This is a genomic window from Streptomyces sp. NBC_00075, assembly GCF_045041225.1.
Classification (GTDB): domain Bacteria; phylum Actinomycetota; class Actinomycetes; order Streptomycetales; family Streptomycetaceae; genus Streptomyces; species Streptomyces adonidis.
Window position 1 is genome coordinate 11,358,647 of sequence record NZ_CP108243.1, and the last position, 21,986, is coordinate 11,380,632.

The window sequence follows — 21,986 nt, forward strand, 5'->3', positions numbered from 1 at the left end:
CTGGCGGCATAGTTCTGGACCGCCTTGTCAAGAACCCTACGGATTTCTGGAACGAACTGTCAAGAATGCTCGGACGGCCCCCGGACCGGCGCCGGTTCAGGCCTGCGCCGGCTCCGCCTTGTGCCGGAACACGGCCCGGTACTCCTGGGGAGACGTGCCGAGATGCCGGTGGAAGGCGGCCCGCAGGGACGCGGGAGCGCCGAAGCCGGAGAGGCGGCCGACCTGCTCGACGGGCACGGTGCTCGCCTCCAGCAGTTCGCGTGCGCGGTCGATGCGCGCGTCGGTCAGCCAGGCCATCGGCGTGGTGCCGGTCTCCTCACGGAAGCGGCGGATGAAGGTCCGCCGGGACATATGGGCGCGCTCCGCGAGGTCGTCGACGGTGAAGCCGGCCGCGAGGTTGTCGAGCATCCACTCGCGCAGCGGGGCGAGTTCGTCCCCGCTGGCCTCGGGGCGGAACTGTTCGATGAACTGCGCCTGGCCGCCCCGCCGCCGTGGCGGCGCGACGAGGTCCCGCGCGCGGGTGTTCGCCGCCGCCGCGCCCAGGTCGGTGCGGATCAGGTGCAGGCACAGATCGATCCCGGCCGTCACTCCGGCGGAGGTGAGGATGTCGCCGTCGTCGACGTAGAGCTGGTTCGGCAGGACGTCGACGCGTGGGTAGCGCCGGCGCAGCTGCTCGGCGTGCCGCCAGTGCGTGGTGGCGGGGCGTCCGTCGAGCAGTCCGGCGGCGGCGAGGGCGAAGACCCCGGTGCAGATGGAGACGAGCCGGGCGCCCCGGGCGTGAGCCGCCCTCAGCGAGGCCAGAAGTTCCGGTGAATGGGGCGTGTCGATGTCGTCGTACCCCGGGACGATCACGGTGTCGGCGCCCTCCAGTGCTTCGACGCCGGCTGTGACGGTGATCGCGAAGCCGGAGACGGGCACGGATCCGGGCCCGTTCTCGGCGCACACGGTCAGCTCGTAGTACGGGTCCGTCGAGAAGATCTGCGTCGCGGCGCCGAACTCGAGCGCGAGCACTCCGGGCAGTACGAGCACGGCGACATGGTGTCTGTTCGTCATGGTTTCGTCATGGTGGCACGACAGTAGCGATGGATGGCATCAGTGCCACTTTTCGCACCGGGTCCGCTTTCGTAGCGTCGAGTCATGACCGACATCCCCGCCCTCTCGAACAGGCCGCACGACGGCGTACTCGCTCTCCCGTCCGGGCCGTTGGTCGAGGCGAGCCTCGCCGCCGCCCGCGCCGCGGTGCATCCGTCCGTGCTGAACCACTGCGTCCGCGGCTTCTACTGGTCCCGCCTGTTCGCCGCCCACAAGGGCGTCCTGGACGACGCGGACTACGACGAGGAACTCCTCTTCGCCGCCAACGTGCTGCACGACCTGGGCACCGGTCCGGACGCGCCGGGCCTGCTCCGGTTCGAGATCGAGAGCGCCGATCTCGCCGCCGAACTGCTGACCGGTCTCGGCGCACCGGCCAGGGATGTCGACAAGGTCTGGGAGGCCATCGCTCTGCACACCACTCCGCAGATCCCCGAACGCATGGAGCTGCTGACCTACCTGACCTACGAAGGCATCTGGGTCGACTTCGGCAAGAACGCCGACCTCGTGAGCGAGGAGCAGGAGCGGATCCATGCCGCGTATCCGCGGCTGCGGATGGCCCACCATCTCGCCGAGCAGGTCCTCGCCCACGGCGCCCGCTCCGAGACGGCCGCGCCGCCCTACGCGCTCGCCTTCCACCTCGCGCAGGAGCGGGCGGCCGACGGCGTCACCACCATGGAGCGGGGCGTGGTCGGCGGGCCGTGGGGTGAGTAGCGAAGAGCCAAACACCGTCCATCATGAGAAACGGAGTCAAGAAGTGTCGGATTTCGCGGAGTTCACGTTCCGAGCGCAGCCGGGTTTCGACGAAGCGGTGGCCCGGGAGATCGTCACCGGTTCGATTCCCGTCCGGACGATCGTCATGTACTGCTTCGACCCCCGGGCGGCCGGGGCCGCGCAGGCGGTGGCCGATCACTTCGGCGACGAGGTCTACCCCGGTGAACTTCTCCTCAGTGAGACCGGCAGGAAGATCGGCTCCACGGCGACGGTGTTTCCCCTGATCGTCGGGGGCGGTCGCGCGGCGGACGCCCTTCGCTCGATCACGGTCTCCCAACACCTCTTCGGAGTCGAGCGAGTTGTCGTCGTCCACCACTCCTTCTGCGGTGCCACGTCCTTCACGGCAGAGGGAATCACCTCCGCGTGGAAAGAGGAGCAGCAAGCCGACATCTCGTCGCTGTACGACTGGGACGGCATCGCCATCACCGACTTCGAGAAGTCGCTCAATTACGACGTCAGCCTGATCCGCAACAGCCCGGGCACCCCTGAACACGTGGAGATCTACGGCCTCTTCTACGACATCGACTCCGGCGAACTGACGGAACTCGTCCGCGATGTTCCCGCCGGGGCCGCGTAGCGATCGGGGACTTGGGGCCCAGCGGATATCACGGTGACGGCCAAGGCGAAGTGCCCGGCGGCGGCAAGGCACTTCGCCGCAGCTGTGCCCGGGTCGGAGGACTGCCGCCGTGCTTCGTGGAGCGCGAGCAGTCCGGACAGTACGGCCGAATCGGCTGCCTCGTCGAGGATCTGATCTATCGTCAACTCGCTTGCTCTCGCCAGCTCCTGGGCCCGTCTGACGGCCTGTTCCGGTGAGTCCAGCAGGTCGGCGAGGAAGTCGGCGCCGATGTCCGTATGGGCCGGGACCTCTTCCGTCTCGGTCGTGGCGCCACATCGCACGGCGTCCCGAGCACGCGCCGCCTCCACCCGGGTACCGGCTGACCGGCAGAGGCCGACAAGCGGCCCGAGGTTCACAGGAACGTCGGGCCGCGTGGGCGGAGCCTCGGCGACCGGCCGGTACACGTCACCCGCGGCTCGTGCGCAGTCGCCGATCAGTTCGGTGAGCGCGGCGAGCAGCCAGGCGTGCCGATGCCGGCGGGCGAGCGGCTCCGTGCGGCTCGGTGCGGGCATCAGCCGAGCCTCAGTGCCTTCATGACCCGCAGGCTCAGGCTGATGAAAGCCGCGTACCGCTGATCGTCCATGCCCATCGACGGGGCCAGCGGGAGGATCCGCTGCGTGGCGACGGTCTGCGGCTCCGTGTAGCCGAGGATGCCTTCGCGGCCGTGACGGCGACCGAGTCCGGAGTCCTTCATGCCGCCCATCGGGGACCGGACACTGCCGTGGGCGGCTGTGTAGCCCTCGTTGATGTTCACGGTGCCGCTCTGCAACCGGGTCGCGATGCGTTCGCCGCGACGTGTGTCCTTCGTCCACACGCTGGAGTTGAGGCCGTACGGCGTGGCGTTGACCTGCTCGATCACCTCGTCCTCGTCGGTGAAGCGGTACACCGACACGACCGGTCCGAACGTCTCCTCGGCGTGCACGGCCATCGTGGGCTTCACGCCGTCCAGGACGGTGGGCTCGTAGAAGAAGGGGCCGATGTCGGGACGGGGCTTTCCGCCGGTGAGGACGGTGGCTCCCTCGGCGACGGCCTGGTCCACGTGCCGGGACACCGTCTCCAGTTGGCGCCGGCCCGCCAGCGAACCCATGCCGACCCCGTAACCCAGTGATGTGCCGAGGGTGAGCGCCTTGGTGCGATTGACGAATCGTTCCAGGAACGCGGGCGCGACCGACGAGTGGACGAAGATCCGCTCGGTCGACAGACACAACTGGCCGGCCGAGGAGAAGCTCGTGCGCAGCGCGCCCTCGACCGCCTTGTCGACGTCCGCGTCGGCCAGCACGAGCAGGGCGTTCTTGCCCCCCAGTTCCAGGGACGCGCCGACCAGACGGGTCGCTGCGCGGGCCGCTACTTCGCGGCCGGTGCGGGCGGAGCCGGTGAACGCGACGTGGTCGGCCCGGTCCACGACGGCGGATCCGACGACCCGGCCGTCGCCGATGACGATCTGCCAGACGTCGGCCGGCAGCCCGGCCTGGATGAGGAGCCGACGCGCCCACAGCGGTGTCAGGGCGCTCTGCGTGTCCGGTTTCGTCACCACGGCGTTGCCGGCGACGAGGGCGGGCAGCGCGTCCGCCAGGGAGAGTTCGAGGGGGTAGTTCCAGGGGACGATCTGACCGACCACGCCTCGCGGGTGGTGCCACTCGGTGACTTTCGTGAGCACCGGGAACGCGCCGAGATGCCGCCGCGGCTGGAGGTACGCGGAGGCCTTGTGTCCGTAGTGCCGGGCCACCACGGCGACCCCCTGCACTTCCTCGTGCGCGTGCAGGCGAGCCTTTCCGGTCTCCACCTGGATGAGGTCCATCGCCTCGGCCTGCTTGTCGAGGAGGATGTCGTGAAAATCGAGCAGCACCGCCGCACGCCTGCGCACCGAGAGCGCGGCCCATGAGCGCTGGGCCGCCCGAGCCCTGCCGAACGCCACCTCCACATCGTGGGCCGACGCCTCGGGCAGCTCCGCGATGATCTCGCCGGTCATGGGGGTGCAACTCACGGTACGGCCGCTGCCCTCCACCCCTCGCGTGAGCCGGAACACCAGGTCAGAGGTGACCACGTCGGTCGCCGTCCGGCCGCTGTGTGCTGCGGCGGGGTTGTCGTCACTGGTGGCGAGGTAGTTGGTTCCGCCGTGCGAGGACATGTGTCTCATCCGTTCTGCGGGACTCGCGGGATGCCGTGAGCAACGGTCGCCTGGATTCTGGACCGCTCTGTCAGGAACCGTAGGAACTTGTGGACTGGAATGTCAAGAATGGTCGTGCGGCCTGTACGCTGGCCGCCATGGGGCGCCCACCGGGATTCGACAAGGACAAGGTCGTACAGGCCGTCGAGCGACAGTTCCGCCGTACCGGATACGCCGGTACCAGCGTCGACGACATCGCCAAGGTCGGCGGACTGGGCCGCGGCAGCCTCTACGCCGCCTTCGGTGACAAGAGCAAGCTGTATCTGCGGACGCTGGAGGCGTACTGCGACCGCACCGAGGCCGGGTGGGCGGCCGTACTCGACGGCCCCGACGACAGTGCGCTCGAGCGACTGCACGTGTATCTCTTGACGTCGGCGCGCATCGTGCACGACGACCCCGACGGGCTCGGCTGCATGGTGACCGGTTTCGTCGTCGAGGGCGTCGACCACGACCCGCAGGCCCGTGAGCGCGTCAGGCAGGCCCTCGGGAGGATCGAGGGTTCGCTGACCGGGTGCGTGCAGGCCGCGCAGCGCCAGGGCGACCTCGATCCCGAGGCGGACACGCGGGACGTGAGTCATCTGCTCATGGCGGTCAACCGGGGCATGGAAGTGCTGGCCAGGGCCGGGTTCGACGCGGTCGCGCTGGAGCGAGTCGCCGACCAGGCCTTCGCGGGGCTCCCGCTGACGGCGCAGGCGCGGTCCCGGTCGCGGCAGACGTCCGACGCTTCCTGAGCACTCGCTCCCCGAAGGCCCGCAGCCCGCTCAGCCTTCTACGGCGAACGACTCGACGTACGCCAGAGCCCCGTACAGCGCGTCACGCAGCGGTGTCGACTCTCCGGCCGCCTGGTCCAGCAGTGCTCCGCCCTGGAACGCGGCGGTGAGCAGGTGGGCGAGCGCGGCCGGGTCGGCCTCCGGCCGCAGTTCACCGCGCTCGCGCATCTTGCTCAGCCCGCGCTCGAACAGTTCCTGCCATCGCCCGAAGCCGTCGGCCACCGCGTCCCGGTGGGCCGGCTCGACCTTGACGACCTCGGCGGCCAGGGAGCCGAACGTGCAGCCGCCGCGCACCATGTCCTGCGAGGCGATGTAGGAGTCGGCCCATCGGCGCAGGGCGGCGAAGCTGTCCAGGTCGCCCAGCTCGGGTGCCTGGTGGCGGGCGACGATGGTGTCGGCCTGCCAGGCCAGCACCGCTCGCACCAGGGACTCCTTGGTGGGGAAGTGACGCGTCAGCTGTGAGCCGCTGACCCCGGCCGCCTCGCGGATCTGCTCGTTGTTGGTGTTCTGTGCGCCCTGTTCGTAGATCAGCCTCGCCGCCGCCCCGACGATGCGTTCGCGCGTGGCCAGGCCCTTGGCGGTCAGTTTCCGGCCCGGCGCCTCGCTGGTGGTGGTCATGCTCGCCATCGTACCGCAAGAAAGGGCTTGACAGCCCATTCTGTGAGGTGTTCCCTGGAGGCAGCTCGAAAAAGGGCTACGAAGCCCATTCTTCTCTTTCTCGGGAAACGGAGATCACCCTCATGGAACGCAACCTCCTCGTGATCGGCGCCACCGGCAAGACCGGCGGCCGCACCACCGAACTCCTGCTCCAGCGCGGGCACCGCGTCCGCGCACTCGTCCGAGGCCTCGACGCGCGCGCCGAGCGGCTCGCCGCCCTCGGAGCGGAGGTCGTGGAAGGCGACGTCCTCGACCTGGACTCCCTGGCCCGGGCGGCCAAGGGGATCGACGCCCTGTACTTCACCTATCCGATCCGCCCCGGCCTGCTGGACGCCACCGCGAACGTGGCCCAGGCGGCGGAGGAGAACGGGGTCCAGGCGATCGTGAACATGTCACAGGTGTCCGCCCGCCGTGACACCCCCAGCAACGCGGCCCGCCAGCACTGGGTCGCGGAACGCGTCCTGGACCACTCCCCGGTCCCCGTCACCCACATCCGGCCGACCTTCTTCGCCCAGTGGCTGATCGACACCTGGGCCGACGGAACCGGCGAACTGCGCCTGCCGTTCGCCGACGGGCGCCACGCCCCCATCGCGGAGACCGACCAGGCGAAGGTGATCGCGGCCGTCCTGGAAGACCCCGCCCCGCACGCCGGCCAGATCTACCCGCTGTACGGAGCCGAGGAACTCGACCACTACGAGATCGCCGAGAGGATGTCGCGGGCGCTGGACCGTGACGTCACCTACGTGCCCATCGAACTCGACGAGTTCGCCGCCATCCTGCGCGGGCGCGGCGCGCCGGACCACCTGGTCCAGCACCTGCTCGCCGTGGCCGTCGACTACCGCAACGGCGTCTTCGCCGGCACCAACGACCTGGTGAAGAAGATCGGCGGGAGCGATCCCCTCGATGTCGAGGGCTTCGTCGCCCAGAACCGCGCGGCCTTCAGCCTGCCCACTGACCTGCACACCGTCTGAACACCGGAGAAGACAATGAGCGTCTGGTTCATCACAGGAACGTCCAGGGGCTTCGGCCTGGAGATCACCCGCGCCGCCCTCGCCGCCGGCCACCAGGTGGTCGCGACCGCGCGGAACGCCGAAACCGTCCGCGAGCAGTTTCCCGACGCCGGTGACTCGCTGCTCACCGCGCCGCTGGACGTGACCGACCCGCAGAGCATCCAGGCGGCCGTCGACGCGGCGGTCGAACGGTTCGGCCGGATCGACGTCCTGGTCAACAACGCCGGCAGCGGACTGCTCGCCGCCGTCGAGGAGTCCGACGACGCGGCGGTCCGCGCGCTGTACGAGACCAACGTGTTCGGTCCGCTCGCCGTGCAACGCGCAGTACTGCCGGTACTGCGCCGCCGGCGCTCCGGTCATGTGATCAACATCAGCTCGATCGTGGGCTTCGGCACCGCGCCCGGCTGGGGCGTCTATGCCTCCACGAAGTTCGCCGTCGAAGGCTTCACGGAGACCCTCCACACCGAACTGGCTCCCCTCGGCATCCACGTGACGCTCGTGGAACCGGGCTTCTTCCGCACCGACTTCCTCGATCCCGCCAGCCTGCACACCGGTCCCGACGCGATCGACGACTACGCGCTCACCGTCGGCGCGATGCGTGCGGCGGCCGTGAGCCTGAACCACACCCAGCCCGGCGACCCGGTCAAGGCCGCGCGTGCCATCGTGGAGATGGCCGCCGTGCCCGAGCCGCCCCTGCGCCTCCCGCTCGGAGCCGACACCGTGCAGGCCTTCGACGCCAAGCTGGACGCCTTCCGCAAGGAGATGGACGCGTGGCGGCACGTCGCCCTCTCCACCGATCACGACTAGGGCGACACCGTCGAATCCGCTCCCTTCGGCACAACCGGTCCGAAGCCATGGGAGACAGAGCCCACCGTCCGTACGTGTGTGCGTCAGAGGGCGCGGCCGAACAGCTCCAGCAGCGTGGTCCAGTGGCGCTCGGCGGCCTCGGCGTCGTAGCGGTTGGTGTCGGCCATGGTGTAGCCGTGCTCGGCACCGGCGTAGACGTCGGAGCGGTGCTGGACGCCCGCCTCGGTGAGGGCCTTGTCGAGGCGTTCGATCTGCTCCGGCGGCATCGAGGGGTCGTTGTCGGCGTGGCCGAAGTACAGCTCCGCGGTGATCCGGTCGGCGAGGAGGTGGGGGCTGTCGGGGGCGTCGGTGGCGAGGCCCGCGCCGTGGAAGCCGGCCGCGGCGGCGACCATGTCGGGGTGATGGCCGGCGGTGAGCAGGGCCAGCCGCGCGCCCAGGCAGTAGCCGGACACACCGACGGGTCCCGTGACGGCCTCCGCTCGGCCCGCCAGCCAGTCCAGATACGCGGCGGAGTCGCGCGCCACCACGTCACTGGTCAGGCCGCCCATCAGCGGAACGATCCGCTCGAAGAGGGCCGGCCGGTCGGCGTCGCCGATGAACTCCGGCAGCGGCACCACGGGGGCGCTGCCGTGCCGGTGGAAGACGTTCGGGACCAGCACCGTGTGACCGGCTTCGGCGAGCCGGTCCGCCATCCCCGTGAGCTGCGGGCGCAGACCGAAGGCGTCCATGTAGAGCAGGACTGCGGGATGGGCGGCGCCGTCGTCGGGGTGGGCGAAGTAGGCGTCGGCGGTGCCGTCCTGGGTGGGGATGCCGACGCTGGTGCCACGTACGGCGGTCATGCGGAACTCTCCTTCTTGCTTGCCAGGCCGACCGTTCGGCTGGTGCGGACGCCGGGCCCGGTCGTGACTTCGGGGCGGACGGTACGGCAGTAAGGAAAGAGGAGCCTTAAAGGCAGACTTCACCCATGACCCTCCACTGCGTTGTGCTTGACGACTACCAGGGCGCCGCCCCGACCATGGCGGACTGGAGCCCCCTCGCCGGCCAGGTCGAGATGCGTACCCTCCGCGAACACCTCACCGACCGGGACAAGCTCGTGGCCGAACTCGCCGGCTGCGAGGTCGTCGTGGTCATGCGGGAGCGCACCCCCTTCGACGCCGACCTCCTGCGCCGACTGCCCCGGCTGCGCCTGCTGGTGACCACCGGTATGCGCAACGCCTCCATCGACCTCGCCGCGGCGCAGGCCCAGGGCGTGACCGTGTGCGGTACGGCGAGCAGTTCCACCCCGCCGGTGGAACTGACCTGGGCGCTCCTCCTCGGCCTCGCCCGTCACCTCACCGTCGAGAACCGGGCTCTGCGCGAGGGCGGCCCCTGGCAGTCCACCGTCGGCCAGGACCTGAACGGCCGCACCCTGGGCCTGCTCGGCCTCGGCAAGACCGGCACGCGGGTCGCCGCCGTCGCCACCGCCTTCGGCATGGAGGTCCTCGCCTGGAGCGAGAACCTCACCGCCCGGCGAGCGGCCGACGCGGGAGTCCAACTGGCGGACAGCAAAGAGGACTTGCTGCGCCGTAGCGACTTCGTGTCCGTCCACCTCGTCCTGTCCGACCGCACCCGAGGCCTGCTCGGCGAGCCGGAACTACGCGACATGCGCCCGCACGCCCACCTCGTCAACACCTCCCGCGCCGCCATCGTCGACCGCACGGCACTCGTACGCGCCCTGCGGGAGGGCTGGATCGCCGGCGCCGGGCTCGACGTCTTCGACACCGAGCCCCTCCCCGCCGACGACCCCCTGCGCTCCCTGCCGAACGTGCTCGCCACCCCGCACCTCGGCTATGTCACCGAGCGCAACTACCGCACCTTCTACACGGAAGCGGTGGAGGACATCGCCGCGTTCCTGGCCGGCTCTCCTGTCCGCAGACTGACAGGAGCCTGATCCTCGGGATCTTCGGGCCGCCAGCCCAGCTCGGGCGCGATCAGGTGCCGTACGTCGTGCAGGATCTGCTCGTAGTCGGCCCGGTGGAACTCGTACGGCAGTTCCAGGCGCAGCTCCGAGACGGTAGCGACCACGGGGTCCGCCGCCAGCTGCTCCAGGATCTGGTCGGCGGTCCCGACCACGTCCGGCGCGAACAGGGTCCGCTTCGGGCCCTGCGGTGCGAGGGTACGGGCGTGCCGGGAGGCGGCGTACTCCCGGTAGCGGGCCCGGGTGGTCGCGTCCGCGCTGTCGAACGGGACGATCACCCGGCCGAGCGCCACCCGTGCCGGACGCTCCCCTGCGAGAGCGCGCCTGTACTCGGAGAGCAGGGTGAGCTGGGCCGTGGTGAAGTCGTCGGTGCCCTCGCCGGTGACGATGTTGCCGCTCAGCAGGTTCAGCCCGTGCTCCGCGGCCCACCGGACCGAGCGCAGACTGCCTCCGCCGTACCAGACCCGGTCCACCAGGCCCGGGTTGTGCGGCTGGAGGCGCGGCCGCTGGGTGTTGCCGGGGGAGTGGATCACCGTGTCAGGGCCGCCGAGATAGTCGCCGCGCAGATGGTCGATGACGCGGGCGATCCTGCCGTACGACAGGTCGAAGCCGCGCCAGTCCCCGTCGTACACCAGGTCGCCGAGGAGCTCGGCGTGCGGCATGCCGGTACTGAGGCCGACCTGGAGCCGGCCACGGGACAGTACGTCGGCCAGCGCCAGGTCCTCGGCGAGCCGGAACGGGTTCTCGTACCCGATCGGAATGACCGCCGTGCCCAGCTCGACCCGCTCGGTGCGCTGGCCCGCGGCGGCGAGGAAGACCGCGGCCGAGCCGACGCCGTGTTCGAGATGGCGTTGCCGGATCCAGGCGCCGTCGAAGCCCAACCGCTCGCCGTACTCGAACAGTTGGAGTGTCTCCTCCAGACCGGTGTACGGGTCGTCGTCGGCGAAGTTGCCCGGGGTGAGGAAGGCCAGCGAGCCGATCGTGGGGGTACTCATCCGCTCATGCCCCGCCCCGCTCGCGGGGGATCTTCTCCCCGGCCTCGATCGCCACCGGCAGTCGGTTCTCGGCCGGCGGCAGCGGGCAGGTGGCGAGGTCGGTGTAGGCGCACGGCAGGTTCGTCGCCCGGTTGAAGTCCAGGACGACCGTGCCGTCGGCGGCGGGCGGGGCGATGGCCAGGGCGCGGTTCGCCGCGTAGGTGGTGACGCCGGAGGTCGCGTCGGTGAACAGCGCCATCAGGCTGCCCGGTGCGCGTCCGGCGAACGCGGTGAGCGCCAGGGGCCGTCCGGCCAGCTCGAACTCGACCCGGCCCGGCGCGTCGTACACATGCTCAAGGCCCTCGACCGCCGCGCCCACGGTGGTCGGCCGGGGCGCGTCGAAGGGCGTGTAGCGGCCGGTCACCGTCCAGCGGGGATGCGGGGCGTAGGCGGGCGTGCCGGTGAACGCGGTGCGCAGCGGGGTGTCCGGGTGCCGGGGTCGGACGATGTCGTGTCCGCCGCGCTTGGCGACCTCGATCACGGCGTCGCCCCAGACCGCGTCGACTCCGCCGCGCTCCGGGAGCACCCCGAAGCGGTGCTCGCCATGGACGGGGGTTCCGTCCACGACCAGTTCCTCACCCTCGTCGAGGACCACGACGACCCCGTCGGCGCCGCTCGACCAGGCGCCCGGAGCGTCGGGGAAGCGCTGCGGCTCGGTGCTGAGCCAGTTCAGGCTGGTGATGGCGAGAAACCCGTGCGGGTCGGCGAGCCGCGCCTCCTGCCCGGTGTGCCACTCCTGCCAGGCGTTGGTGAAGGCGGCCAGGTCCGTGGTGGTGTCCTGAACGGTCATGCGGGTTCCTTCGCTTACTGAGGGGGCTGGGATGCGGCCGGTGCGGATCACGACGGCCCGGTGCGCGTTCGTGAGGCAAGTAGTACGCGTGGTCGTGCCGGGAAGCGCTCGGCAGGCGGATGCGGAGCGCGCGCCGGGACAGCAGACGACCCGGCGAGGAGATCAGCGGCGGGTCAGCGGCCGGACGGCACAGATCGCGCTGGCCTGTCGACAGAGGTCGACGTGCCGGCGGGACACGAGGCGCGGGTCCTGGCTCACACGAGCAGAATGACAGTGCTGGTCGGGGAGGGTCAACAGCCGCCCGGCCTGGGCGGCTCGTCAGCACGACGGCGGCATTGCGGCTGTGTTGCGGAAAGTCTGCGCATCCGTGACTCCTTCGGCTTCTGTCATTCGGCCGGAACCGGCACCGAGGTGGCCGCGCGTCGGCGCAGCCGGTCGAGGAGGCGTCGGCCCGTGTCTCCGGTGAACCACTCGGCGTACGGGCCCATCCGGGTCTCCTCGATCACGCCCCAGCGTCCGTCCGGGCCGGTCCAGGTCGGGGCAACCAGGGCGAGCGAGCGGGCGATCAGAGGGCGCGAGAAGTACGGGATCACGCGCTCCAACAGGGCACGTGTGGAGCTCTGTTCGGCGGAAACGGCGGCGAGAAGGGCGCGTACCAGTTCGGGGTGGGCGGCGGCGAAGGACCCGCTTCCGTGGACCCGTTCAGGCCACTGCGGGTGAGTGCGTCAACTGTCGTGCACTGCACGACAATTGACGGTATCTCAGCGAGTCGCCCCGTTGACACCTCCCGCCCCACGTGTTTGCATCCCGCCATGCCGTTGCCAGCGCCGCTGACCCGCCGCCGCGCCGTGGACCTCGTCCGCGTGGCCGCCGCGCTGTGTCCGAAGACCGGCTGCGCACACTCCTTCTGACGCTCCGTCAATCACTCTGCTCCGCAAGCCAGTTGTGCACACGGTGACCGCACCGACGGACGCCCTGGCCCTGGCGCGCGCACTGACCTCCGCCGTGCTGTTCCGCCTCCCCTGACGAGGAACCGCCATGCCGCCTTCTCACACCTCCGCCGGTGACCGCTACGAAACCGACTACGACCGCCGCAGACTGCGCCAGTGGCTCGCCGGTGAGGCCAGGGCCGACGGGGTCACCCGCCGACGGCTCCTCACCCTGCTCGCCGCCACCGCCGCAGGAACCGCGCTCGGCACGACCCGGCCCGCCCACGCCGCCGACACGCCTATCGTCAAGCCCCTGCCGCCCGAGTGGTTCGTCCAGCGCGGCACCAACGCGGAGACCCGCTGGGAGGCCCTGCGCGGCACCGGCCACCACACCCCCAACGAACTGTTCTTCGTACGCAACCACACCGCCACCCCCGTCCTGGAAGCCGGCGACTGGCGGCTGCGTCTGTGGGGGAGCGGGCTGCGTGGTGCCCCTGGCGAGGACCGGCCGATGGAGTTCGGGTACGACGATCTGCGCGCCCTGCCCGCCGTCACCCGGACCGCCTTCGTCGAGTGCGCCGGAAACGGCCGCTCCTTCTACACGACCCAGCAGGGCGAGACGGTCACCGGAACCGCGTGGACCCTGGGTGCGATCGGCGTCGCACGCTGGCGCGGGGTCCGCCTGGCCGACGTACTGCGCAGGGCCGGGCTGTCCCCGTACGCCGTGGACGTGCAGCCGCGCGGCCTGGACGCCGAGTACGTCAGCGGCGGCGAGAGCCTGGGCCGAGTGCGTCGTCCGCTGCCGCTGGCCAAGGCGCTGGACGACGTCCTGCTCGCGTACGAGATGAACGGTGAGCCGCTGCCGTACGACCACGGATATCCGGTGCGGGTGCTGGTGCCGTCCTGGGTGGGGATCGCGTCGATCAAGTGGGTCGGTGACATCGAGGTGTCCGCGCAGCCGCTGTTCTCGCCCTGGAACACCACCTTCTACCGGCTGTTCGGCTCCGCCTACCCGGAGGGCGGCAGCGCGCCGCTCACCCGGCAGACCACGAAGAGTGCGTTTGAGCTGGCGCGCGGGGCCACGTTCACGGCGGGGGAGAAGCACGTGCTGCACGGGCGGTCGTGGTCGGGTGCGGGTGCGGTCGCCCGGGTCGACGTCAGCACCGACGGTGGGACGAGCTGGCTGCCTGCCCGGCTGCACGACCGGCCGCGCAGCGGCACCTGGACCCGGTGGTCCTTGGGCTGGCGGCCCGAAACACCGGGCGCGACCCAGCTGTTGGCGCGTGCTACGGACACGGTCGGTCGTACGCAGCCGGATGTCGCCGTGCCCAACACCCAGGGGTATCTGTTCGACGCGGTCGTTCGGCATCCGGTGAGCGTGGTGTAGGGGTTGTCGGTTGGCTGCTGCGCCGCTGTGGCTGGTCGCGCAGTTCCCCGCGCCCCTTCGGGGCGCGCTTCTGGACCGCTTAGTTGACTAGTTCCCGTACTAGTGCCGCCACTTGCTCCACTTCGATCAGGAAGCCGTCGTGGCCGTACGGGGACTCGATCACCCGGGGCTGGTCCGCTGTGTTGATACCGGCGGCCAGTTCTGCCTGTTGGGTGAGGGGATACAGGCGGTCCGAACTCACCCCGGCTACCAGGGTCTTGGCGGTGATGCGGCGCAGGGCGGCCCGGGTGCCGCCACGGCTGCGGCCGATGTCGTGTGTGTTCATGGCGTCGGCCAGCGCCACATAGCTGCCCGCGTCGAAGCGGCGGACCAACTTGGCGGCGTGGTGGTCGAGATAGGACTCGACCTGGTAGCGGCCGCCGTTCCAGGGGTCCTCGGCGCCCTGGGGTGTGCGTCCGAAGCGGGCCTGCAACTCCTGCTCGCTGCGGTAGGTGACATGGGCGATGCGACGGGCCAGGCCCAGTCCGGCGTGCGGGCCTCGGCCCGTGTCGTGGTAGTCGCCGCCGTGCCAGTGCGGGTCGCTGCGGATGGCGTGGAGCTGGAGGGCCGTCCAGGCGATCTGCTCCGCGCTCGCCGTCGCCGTGGTGGCCAGCAGGAGCAGGGCGTTCGTGCGCTCCGGACAGGAGACCGCCCACTCCACGGCCCGCATCCCGCCCATGGAGCCGCCGACGACCAGCGCCCAGCTGTCGATGCCGAGCGCGTCGGCCAGGCCCGCTTCGGCGGCGACCTGGTCGCGCTGGGTGAGGGGTGGGAACGCGCTGCCCCAGGGGCGTCCGTCGGGGCGGGTCGAGGAGGGGCCGGTGCTGCCCTGGCAGCCGCCCAGCGCGTTGGGGGCGACGACGAACCAGCGGTCCGTGTCCAGTGCCAGACCGGGCCCGATCAGCCCGTCCCACCATCCGGGCGTGGGGTGACCGGGCCCGGCAGGACCGGCGACATGGCTGTCGCCGGTGAGCGCGTGGAGCACCAGGACGGCGTTGGAGCGGTCCGGCGCGAGCCGCCCCCAGGTCTCGAACGCCAGCCGTACGGCGGGCAGTTCGCCGCCCGCCTCCAACGGCAACGGGGTTTCCCGCAGGTGCCACTTGCGGCGACCCGGAGGGTCCCCCTCCCGCCAGGCCCCGGAGGCCGGTGGCGGGAGGGGGATCTCGGAGGTCGTCAGTACGGTGTTCAGGACGCGGCCTTCGCGGCGCGGAAGCCTGCCTCCAGGTCCGCCTTCAGATCGGCGAGGTTCTCGATGCCGACCGACAGACGCACCAGGCCCGGCGAGGTGCCGGTCGCCGCCAACTGCCCCTCGTCCAGCTGACTGTGGGTGGTGGACGCCGGATGGATGATGAGACTGCGTACGTCACCGATGTTGGCGAGATGGCTGAACAGCTCGACCGCGTCGACGAACCGCTTGCCGGCCTCGACCCCGTCCCGCAGCTCGAAGGCCAGGATCGCGCCGGCCCCGCGTGGCAGATAGCGCTGCCCCGCCTCGTACCACCGGTTGGACTCCAGGCCCGGATAGTGGACGGCGGCGACCTCGTCGCGCCCTTCCAGCCACTCGGCCAGGGCCTGGGCGTTGGCCGAGTGCCGCTCGATGCGCAGGCTCAGCGTCTCCACGCCCTGGAGGAGAAGGAAGGCCGAGTGCGGGGAGAGCGCGGGCCCGATGTCGCGGAGCAGCTGGACGCGCAGCTTGATCGCGAACGCACCCGGACCGAGCGCCGGCCAGTACCGCAGGCCGTGGTAGCTGGGGTCCGGCTCGGTGAAGTCGGGGAAGCGCTCGGGGTGCGCGCCGAAGTCGAAGGTGCCGCCGTCGACGACGACACCGGCGATGGTGGTGCCGTGGCCGCCGAGGAACTTGGTCGCGGAGTGCACGACGATGTCGGCGCCGTGCTCAAGGGGCCGCAGAAGGTAGGGAGTTGGGACCGTGTTGTCCACGATCAGCGGGACGCCCGCCTCGTGCGCCACGTCGGCCACCGCCCGTACGTCGAGGACGTTGCCGCGCGGATTGCCGAGCGTCTCGGCGAACAGGGCCTTCGTGTTGGGCCGGACCGCCGCACGCCAGGCCTCGAAGTCGTCCGGGTCGTCGACGAAGGACACCTCGATGCCGAACTTGGGCAGGGTGTGCCGGAACAGGTTGTAGGTGCCGCCGTACAGGGAAGTGCTGGAGACGATGTGGTCGCCCGAGCTTGCCAGCGTCAGGATCGCGAGGGTCTCCGCGGCCTGCCCGGACGCCAGGGCGACTGCGGCGACTCCGCCTTCGAGTGCGGCGATCCGCTGCTCGAAGACGTCCTGGGTCGGGTTGTGGATGCGGGTGTAGATGTTGCCCGGCTCGGCGAGCGAGAACAGGTCGGCGGCGTGCTGGGTGTCGCGGAAGACGAACGACGTGGTCTGGTAGATCGGCGTCGCCCGTGCCCCGGTCGTCGGGTCCGGCGCGGCGCCGGCGTGGATCTGCTTGGTCTCGAACGACCAGGCCGAGGTGTCGGGGCCGGTGGGCTCGTCCTCGGGGGTGTGGCCGGCGGTGACGGAGTCGATGGGCTGGCTCATGAGAGTGCTCCCTTGTGCGGAGGGGGAACTGCGCGGAGGCGGGAAGGCGGGGTCGGCCGCAGGGTGGGGCGCGCCCGGAAACAGGGCAGCGCTCAGTACCGTGCGGTGAAGAAGATGCAGGTCAGAAGCCGGAGCGAGAAGTCAGCGCTCGACGGAACAGCCCGTGGTGGTGACACGCACGTAGTCGACGTGGCGGCGGGTCACGAGCACGGTCATAGGGTCAGATAACCACAGCGGGGCCGCGAAGCACCAGCACCGCCCGGCCGTCTCACGAGGCAAGACGCATGGTGGACGCACCTTCTTCCGTGTGCTTTGATCCGGGCCATGGAGACCACTGGTACGGCACACACGGTGCTGCTCGACCCCTTCTGGGTGAGCCGCCGCGCCGACCAGTTCGACGAGGTCTGTTGCTGATCGCCGGTCATCGGCTCGCGACGCCCGCTTCTCTCTCCGAACCTCCCTTCACCGGCAACTCCGCCTCTTCCTAGGCCGGTTCGCTGCTGCCGCTAAGGAACACCCATGGCTCAGCCCACAGCCCTGCCCGTCATCGACCTCTCCCGCTTCCGCGCCCCGGACACCGACCGCGGCGCATTCCTCGCCGAACTCCGTTCCGCCGCCCACGAGGTGGGCTTCTTCTACGTCACCGGACACGGCGTCCCCGTGTCCGTACGGGACGAGGCGTTGGACGCGGCCCGTGCCTTCTTCGCGCTTCCGGAAGAGCGGCGGCTGGAGATCGAGAACCTCAACTCGCCCCAGTTCCGCGGCTATACGCGCACCGGAACCGAGTACACGGCCGGCAGCGCCGACTGGCGCGAGCAGATCGACATCGGCCCGGAACGCGCGGCCCTGGATGTCGGACCGGGCGATCCCGACTACCTCCGCCTCGTCGGCCCGAACCAATGGCCCACCGCACTACCGGAGTTGCGTGACATCGTGCTGCGCTGGCAGGCGGAGGCGCTGCGGGTGAGCCGGGAGGTGCTGCGGGCACTGGCGGCGGCCCTCGGCCAGGACGAGGACTACTTCGACCAGTGGTTCGACGACGAGGCGGCCGTGCACGTGAAGATCGTGCACTATCCACCGCGCCCCGCCGCCGACGCCGACCAGGGAGTCGGCGCTCACAAGGACTACGGCTATCTCGCCCTGTTGCAGCAGGACGAGGTCGGCGGGCTCCAGGTGCAGGGCGAGGACGGCGGCTGGATCGACGCCGTACCCGTGCCGGACGCCTTCGTGTTCAACATCGGCGAGATGCTGGAGATCGCCACCCAGGGCTATCTGAAGGCTACCCAACACCGGGTCGTCAGCCCGCAGTCGGGCGTCGACCGCTACTCCATCCCCTTCTTCCTCGGCCCGCGCCTCGACGCGGTCGTCAAGCCCCTCCAGCTGCCCCCGGAACTGGCGGCACGCAGCCGCGGGGTCACCGACGACCCGGACAACCCGCTCCTCGCGGCCTTCGGGGAGAACGCCGTGGTCGGCTGGCTCCGCTCCCATCCGAGGGTCGCGGAACGCTGGTGGTCCGACGTCCTGGCGAGGCCGGAGGAGGGCCGATGAGCACCTGGGCGTTCGAGACCCGTCAGGTCCACGCGGGCGCCGTACCCGACCCCACGACCGGCGCACGCGCCGTGCCGATCCACCAGACCACCAGCTATGTATACCGTGACACCGCGCACGCCGCCGCGGCCTTCGAGCTCGCCGACCTCACCACCCACGCCTACACCCGGCTGTCCAACCCGACCACCGCCGTGGCCGAGGAACGCATCGCGGCCCTGGAGGGCGGTTCGGCGGCCGTGGCGGTGGCCAGCGGCCAGGCCGCGACAGCCCTCGCCCTGCTCAACCTGGCCCGCACCGGCGACCACATCGTCGCCTCGTCCTCCCTCTACGGCGGCACGCGCACCCTTCTTGAGCACACGTTCGCCGACTTCGGCATCGAGGTCACCTTCGTCGACGACCCTGACGACCTCGGTGCCTGGGCCGCCGCCGTACGACCGGCCACCAAGGCCTTCTTCGGCGAGAGCATCGGCAACCCGCGCGGCAACGTCCTCGACCTCGAAGCCGTCGCCCGCATCGCCCACGACAACGGTGTCCCGCTCGTCATCGACAACACCGTGCTCACGCCCTACCTGCTGCGCCCCTTCGAGCACGGCGCCGACATCGTCGTGCACTCCACCACCAAGTTCCTGTCCGGACACGGCACCGGCATCGGCGGGGTCGTCGTCGACAGCGGGCGCTTCGACTTCGGCGCGGACCCCGACCGGTGGCCGGGCATCACCCGCCCGGACCCGACGTACAACGGACTGTCCTTCTGGGACTCCTTCTCCGACCTCGGTCTCGCCTACGCGCTGCGGCTGCGCACCCGGCTGGTCCGGGATCTGGGACCGGCCGTCTCGCCCTTCAACAGCTTTCTGCTCCTCCAGGGGCTGGAGACGCTCAGCCTGCGCATCGAGCGGCATGTCGCGAACGCCCAGAAGCTCGCCGAGTGGCTGGAGGCACAGCCGCAGGTCGGCCGGGTCCACTACGCGGGCCTGCCGTCCAGTCCCTGGGCGACCCAGGCCAAGCGGTATCTGCCGCGCGGTGCCGGAGCCGTCCTCGCCTTCGAACTCGCGGACGGGCTCGAAGCGGGGCGCCGATTCGTCGAGGGCGTACGGCTGTTCAGTCATCTCGCGAACATCGGCGACGTACGCAGCCTGGTCATCCACCCCGCCTCCACCACCCACGCCCAGCTCGACGCCGGTCAGCAGGCCGCGGCCGGGGTGACCCCGGGCCTGGTGCGGCTCTCCGTGGGCCTCGAAGGCGCCGACGATCTCATCGCCGACCTCGGAGCCGGGCTCGCGGCAGCCGCCGTATGAGCACCGAGAGCTCTCACCGTTCACGCACCACCCACAGTCAAGGAGCACGATCCGCCATGCGCCGCAGCACCGCCGTCCGGCTCGCCGCCACCGCAGCACTCGTCGGCCTGGCCGCGACCGCCTGCGGCACCGGCTCGGCCGACGATCCCGCGAACGCCGGACAGACCAGCCAGGCCGCCGAGCCCACCGAGATCGACACCGGCGCCACCGTCGACGTACGCCTCGTGCTGGAGCCGACGAGCCTCGACATCGCCACCACGGCGGGCGCCGCGCTCGACCAGATCCTGCTCGACAACGTCTACCAGGGTCTGTTGACCCGCGACGAGGACAACGCCGTCAAGCCGAGCCTGGCCACCTCGTTCGACGAGTCGTCCGACGGGCTGACCTACACCTTCCAGCTCGCGAAGGACGCCACCTTCCACGACGGCAGCAAGGTCACCGCGGCCGACGCCGTCTGGTCGTTGCAGCAGGTGACCAAGGCCGGCTCGAAGAACCCCGACGCCGCCGCACTCGCCTCCGTGAAGAGCGTGTCCGCCGCCGACGACCACACCGTCGTCGTCAAGCTCAAGCACCGTGACACCGGCTTCACTTGGGGCCTGACCGGACGTGCGGGCATCGTCTTCAAGAAGGGCACCGACTTCTCCACGCTCGCCGGCACGGAGAACGGCACCGGCCCCTTCAGGCTCAGCGGGTGGAAGCGCGGTTCCTCCATCACCTTCGTGCGCAACGACTCCTACTGGGGGACGAAGGCGAAGGTCGCCAAGGTCGTCTTCCACTACATCAAGGACGACAACGCCGCCAACAACGCACAGCAGACCGGCCAGACCGACATCGAGACGGCGGCGCAGGCGGACCTGCTCCAGCCGTTCTCCGACAAGAGCAAGTACACGGTGCTGCGCGGCGACACCACCGACAAGTTCACCCTCGCGCTCAACAACGCCTCGGGTCCCACGAAGGACGTCCGGGTGCGGCGCGCCATCCGCCAGGCCATCGACAACGTGGGCCTCATCAAGACCCTCGGCGGCGCCGCCGAACCCGTCGGCGGCCCCATCCCGCCGTCCGACCCCGGCTACGAGGACCTCACCCCGGTCGACGCGTACGACCCGGCAAGCGCCAAGAAGCTGCTGAAGCAGGCCGGTTACGGCAGCGGGCTGAAGCTCACCGTGCAGATCCCCAACATCTACCCGACCGAGATCGGCGACTACCTCGCCTCCCAGCTCAAGCAGGTCGGCATCCAACTCACCGTCCGGCAGGTGGAGTTCCAGACCTGGCTCGACGCCGTCTTCACCAAGCACGCCTACCAGCTCAGCCTCGTCGACCACGCCGAGGCCCGCGACCTCTACAACTTCGCCAACCCCGACTACTACTTCGGCTACGACAACGCGGACGTCCAGAAGTGGTACGCCGCCGCACAGACCGCCGTCAGTGACACCGAGCGCGACGCCCTCCTGAAGAAGGCGGCCAAGCAGGTCGCCGAAGACGCCGCCGCGGACTGGCTGTTCGTCAACCAGACCCTCACCGTCGTCCGCAGCGGCGTCACCGGCGTCCCGGTCGGCTTCACCAGCAACCGCTACAACCTCGCGAACCTCGCAGTGGCGAAGAAGTGACTCAGCAATGACGCTCTATCTGCTGCGCCGGGCAGGGCTCCTGGTGCTGTCCCTGCTAGCCGCCAGTGTGCTGATCTTCCTGGTGCTACGGCTCCTGCCCGGCGACATCGCCCAGACCATCGGCGGCATCAAGGCCACCCCGGCCCAAGTCGCCGCCGTACGCCACGATTTGGGGTTGGACCGGCCGCTCGTCGCGCAGTACGGCAGCTGGATCGGGGGAGTGGTGACCGGTGACTTCGGACGGTCGGTCCTCGACGGTACGTCGGTGTCCGGGCAGCTCGCCGAGAAGCTCGCGGTGACCGGGCCGCTGGCCGTGGGGGCTGTTGTGCTGGCCCTCGCCTTCGCCGTGCCCCTGGGCATCCTCGCCGCCGTGCGCCGCGATTCGCGGCTCGGCAGCGCGGCCAACGCCCTCGGGCAGCTCGGGATCGCACTGCCCACCCTGTGGGTCGGGCTGCTGCTCGTCGTGGTGTTCGCCGTCCAGGTGCGGTGGCTGCCCGCGCAGGGCTTCCCCGTCGACGGCTGGGCCGAGCCGGGGCCGGCGCTGCGCAGCCTCGTCCTGCCCTGGCTGACCCTGGCCCTCGCCGAGGGCGCCGTACTGCTGCGGTTCGTGCGGTCCGCCGTACTGGACGTCCTGAACCAGGACTGGCTGCGCACCGCCCGCGCCAAGGGCCACACCCGCACCGGCGCCCTGGTGCGGCACGGGCTGCGCAACGCGGCCGTACCGGTGGTGTCGGTGCTGGGGCTTCAGATCGCCGCGCTGATCGCCGGCGCGGTCGTCGTGGAGCAGGTGTTCGTGCTTCCCGGGGTCGGACAGATGCTGATCACGGACGTCGGCAACCGGGACCTGGACAAGGTGCAGGGCGAGATCCTGCTGCTCACCGGCGCCGTGCTGGTCATCGGGTTCCTCGTGGACCTCGCCCACCGGCTGATCGATCCGCGGCTCCGGAGCGCCGTATGAAGGGC

General features: G+C 70.6%; 23 protein-coding genes. 12 read left to right on the forward strand and 11 right to left on the reverse strand.

The window, feature by feature from the left end; all coding sequences use genetic code 11:
- Positions 1-96: 96 nt before the first annotated feature.
- A complete protein-coding gene (locus OG787_RS49975) occupies positions 97-1,053 on the reverse strand; it encodes a GlxA family transcriptional regulator (RefSeq protein ID WP_405540114.1) in 957 nt (318 codons plus the stop codon).
- Between the two features lie 84 nt (positions 1,054-1,137).
- Here OG787_RS49975 and OG787_RS49980 point away from each other — a divergent pair, with 84 nt between their 5' ends.
- Entirely contained in the window at positions 1,138-1,803 is a 666-nt protein-coding gene (locus OG787_RS49980; protein ID WP_369031476.1) for an HD domain-containing protein, read from the forward strand.
- Between the two features lie 43 nt (positions 1,804-1,846).
- Complete coding sequence (locus OG787_RS49985; protein WP_405540115.1) at positions 1,847-2,440, forward strand: carbonic anhydrase; 594 nt, start codon at positions 1,847-1,849, stop codon at positions 2,438-2,440.
- On the opposite strand, the gene OG787_RS49990 is transcribed toward OG787_RS49985, so the two are convergent.
- A complete protein-coding gene (locus OG787_RS49990) occupies positions 2,377-2,991 on the reverse strand; it encodes a hypothetical protein (protein ID WP_405540116.1) in 615 nt (204 codons plus the stop codon). The genes OG787_RS49985 and OG787_RS49990 overlap by 64 nt on opposite strands.
- A complete protein-coding gene (locus OG787_RS49995; RefSeq protein ID WP_405540117.1) occupies positions 2,991-4,607 on the reverse strand; it encodes a succinic semialdehyde dehydrogenase in 1,617 nt (538 codons plus the stop codon). The genes OG787_RS49990 and OG787_RS49995 overlap by 1 nt, the downstream gene beginning before the upstream one ends.
- Positions 4,608-4,744: 137 nt before the next feature.
- Between OG787_RS49995 and OG787_RS50000 the strand changes: the two genes are divergently transcribed.
- Positions 4,745-5,377, forward strand: coding sequence for a TetR/AcrR family transcriptional regulator (locus OG787_RS50000; protein ID WP_405540118.1), 633 nt, complete (start codon positions 4,745-4,747; stop codon positions 5,375-5,377).
- Positions 5,378-5,407: 30 nt separating this feature from the next.
- Here the strand turns inward: OG787_RS50000 and OG787_RS50005 are convergent, their stop codons facing one another.
- On the reverse strand, positions 5,408-6,034 hold the full coding sequence (locus OG787_RS50005) for a TetR/AcrR family transcriptional regulator (RefSeq protein WP_405540119.1): 627 nt from the start codon (positions 6,032-6,034) through the stop codon (positions 5,408-5,410).
- Between the two features lie 122 nt (positions 6,035-6,156).
- Between OG787_RS50005 and OG787_RS50010 the strand changes: the two genes are divergently transcribed.
- Together OG787_RS50010 and OG787_RS50015 are read left to right on the forward strand one after the other, a co-directional pair.
- Positions 6,157-7,044, forward strand: a complete 888-nt coding sequence (locus OG787_RS50010; RefSeq protein ID WP_369031482.1) for an NAD(P)H-binding protein — start codon at positions 6,157-6,159, stop codon at positions 7,042-7,044.
- 15 nt (positions 7,045-7,059) lie between these two features.
- Positions 7,060-7,890: an oxidoreductase gene (locus tag OG787_RS50015; RefSeq protein WP_369031483.1), complete on the forward strand. Its 831-nt coding sequence runs from the start codon at positions 7,060-7,062 to the stop codon at positions 7,888-7,890.
- A gap of 83 nt (positions 7,891-7,973) precedes the next feature.
- On the opposite strand, the gene OG787_RS50020 is transcribed toward OG787_RS50015, so the two are convergent.
- Positions 7,974-8,729 carry a dienelactone hydrolase family protein gene (locus tag OG787_RS50020; protein WP_405540120.1) on the reverse strand — a complete coding sequence of 252 codons (756 nt, stop codon included), beginning with the start codon at positions 8,727-8,729 and terminating at the stop codon, positions 7,974-7,976.
- A 125-nt stretch (positions 8,730-8,854) separates the two neighbouring features.
- Between OG787_RS50020 and OG787_RS50025 the strand changes: the two genes are divergently transcribed.
- Positions 8,855-9,820: a D-2-hydroxyacid dehydrogenase family protein gene (locus OG787_RS50025; RefSeq protein ID WP_405540122.1), complete on the forward strand. Its 966-nt coding sequence runs from the start codon at positions 8,855-8,857 to the stop codon at positions 9,818-9,820.
- Here OG787_RS50025 and OG787_RS50030 read toward each other — a convergent pair.
- From OG787_RS50030 to OG787_RS50045, 4 genes are all read right to left on the reverse strand, one after another.
- A complete protein-coding gene (locus OG787_RS50030; RefSeq protein ID WP_405540123.1) occupies positions 9,748-10,842 on the reverse strand; it encodes an LLM class flavin-dependent oxidoreductase in 1,095 nt (364 codons plus the stop codon). The two genes, OG787_RS50025 and OG787_RS50030, sit on opposite strands and share 73 nt — an antisense overlap.
- Positions 10,843-10,846: 4 nt before the next feature.
- Positions 10,847-11,671 (reverse strand): DUF1684 domain-containing protein, encoded by an 825-nt coding sequence (locus OG787_RS50035; RefSeq protein ID WP_369031487.1) that lies wholly within the window; start codon positions 11,669-11,671, stop codon positions 10,847-10,849.
- A gap of 162 nt (positions 11,672-11,833) precedes the next feature.
- Positions 11,834-11,929 carry a putative leader peptide gene (locus OG787_RS50040; RefSeq protein WP_405540124.1) on the reverse strand — a complete coding sequence of 32 codons (96 nt, stop codon included), beginning with the start codon at positions 11,927-11,929 and terminating at the stop codon, positions 11,834-11,836.
- Between the two features lie 128 nt (positions 11,930-12,057).
- The gene (locus OG787_RS50045; protein ID WP_369031489.1) at positions 12,058-12,273 is read right to left on the reverse strand and encodes a hypothetical protein; all 216 of its coding nucleotides are present in this window, start codon (positions 12,271-12,273) and stop codon (positions 12,058-12,060) included.
- Positions 12,274-12,483: 210 nt separating this feature from the next.
- On the opposite strand from OG787_RS50045, the gene OG787_RS50050 reads away from it, so the two are divergent.
- The gene (locus OG787_RS50050; protein WP_405540125.1) at positions 12,484-12,582 is read left to right on the forward strand and encodes a putative leader peptide; all 99 of its coding nucleotides are present in this window, start codon (positions 12,484-12,486) and stop codon (positions 12,580-12,582) included.
- A gap of 127 nt (positions 12,583-12,709) precedes the next feature.
- Entirely contained in the window at positions 12,710-13,987 is a 1,278-nt protein-coding gene (locus tag OG787_RS50055; RefSeq protein ID WP_405540127.1) for a sulfite oxidase, read from the forward strand.
- 79 nt (positions 13,988-14,066) lie between these two features.
- Here the strand turns inward: OG787_RS50055 and OG787_RS50060 are convergent, their stop codons facing one another.
- Together OG787_RS50060 and OG787_RS50065 are read right to left on the reverse strand one after the other, a co-directional pair.
- Complete coding sequence (locus OG787_RS50060) at positions 14,067-15,215, reverse strand: homoserine O-acetyltransferase (protein WP_405540804.1); 1,149 nt, start codon at positions 15,213-15,215, stop codon at positions 14,067-14,069.
- The gene (locus tag OG787_RS50065; RefSeq protein ID WP_405540128.1) at positions 15,212-16,573 is read right to left on the reverse strand and encodes a bifunctional o-acetylhomoserine/o-acetylserine sulfhydrylase; all 1,362 of its coding nucleotides are present in this window, start codon (positions 16,571-16,573) and stop codon (positions 15,212-15,214) included. Before OG787_RS50065 ends, OG787_RS50060 begins: the two co-directional genes overlap by 4 nt.
- A gap of 519 nt (positions 16,574-17,092) precedes the next feature.
- Between OG787_RS50065 and OG787_RS50070 the strand changes: the two genes are divergently transcribed.
- The 4 genes from OG787_RS50070 to OG787_RS50085 are packed head-to-tail and all read left to right on the forward strand — an operon-like array spanning position 17,093 to position 21,981.
- Positions 17,093-18,121 carry an isopenicillin N synthase family dioxygenase gene (locus OG787_RS50070; protein WP_405540130.1) on the forward strand — a complete coding sequence of 343 codons (1,029 nt, stop codon included), beginning with the start codon at positions 17,093-17,095 and terminating at the stop codon, positions 18,119-18,121.
- Complete coding sequence (locus OG787_RS50075; protein ID WP_405540132.1) at positions 18,118-19,416, forward strand: O-acetylhomoserine aminocarboxypropyltransferase/cysteine synthase family protein; 1,299 nt, start codon at positions 18,118-18,120, stop codon at positions 19,414-19,416. The genes OG787_RS50070 and OG787_RS50075 overlap by 4 nt, the downstream gene beginning before the upstream one ends.
- 56 nt (positions 19,417-19,472) lie before the next feature.
- Entirely contained in the window at positions 19,473-21,023 is a 1,551-nt protein-coding gene (locus OG787_RS50080) for an ABC transporter substrate-binding protein (RefSeq protein WP_405540133.1), read from the forward strand.
- A 7-nt stretch (positions 21,024-21,030) separates the two neighbouring features.
- Positions 21,031-21,981: an ABC transporter permease gene (locus OG787_RS50085; protein ID WP_405540135.1), complete on the forward strand. Its 951-nt coding sequence runs from the start codon at positions 21,031-21,033 to the stop codon at positions 21,979-21,981.
- Positions 21,982-21,986 lie beyond the last annotated feature (5 nt).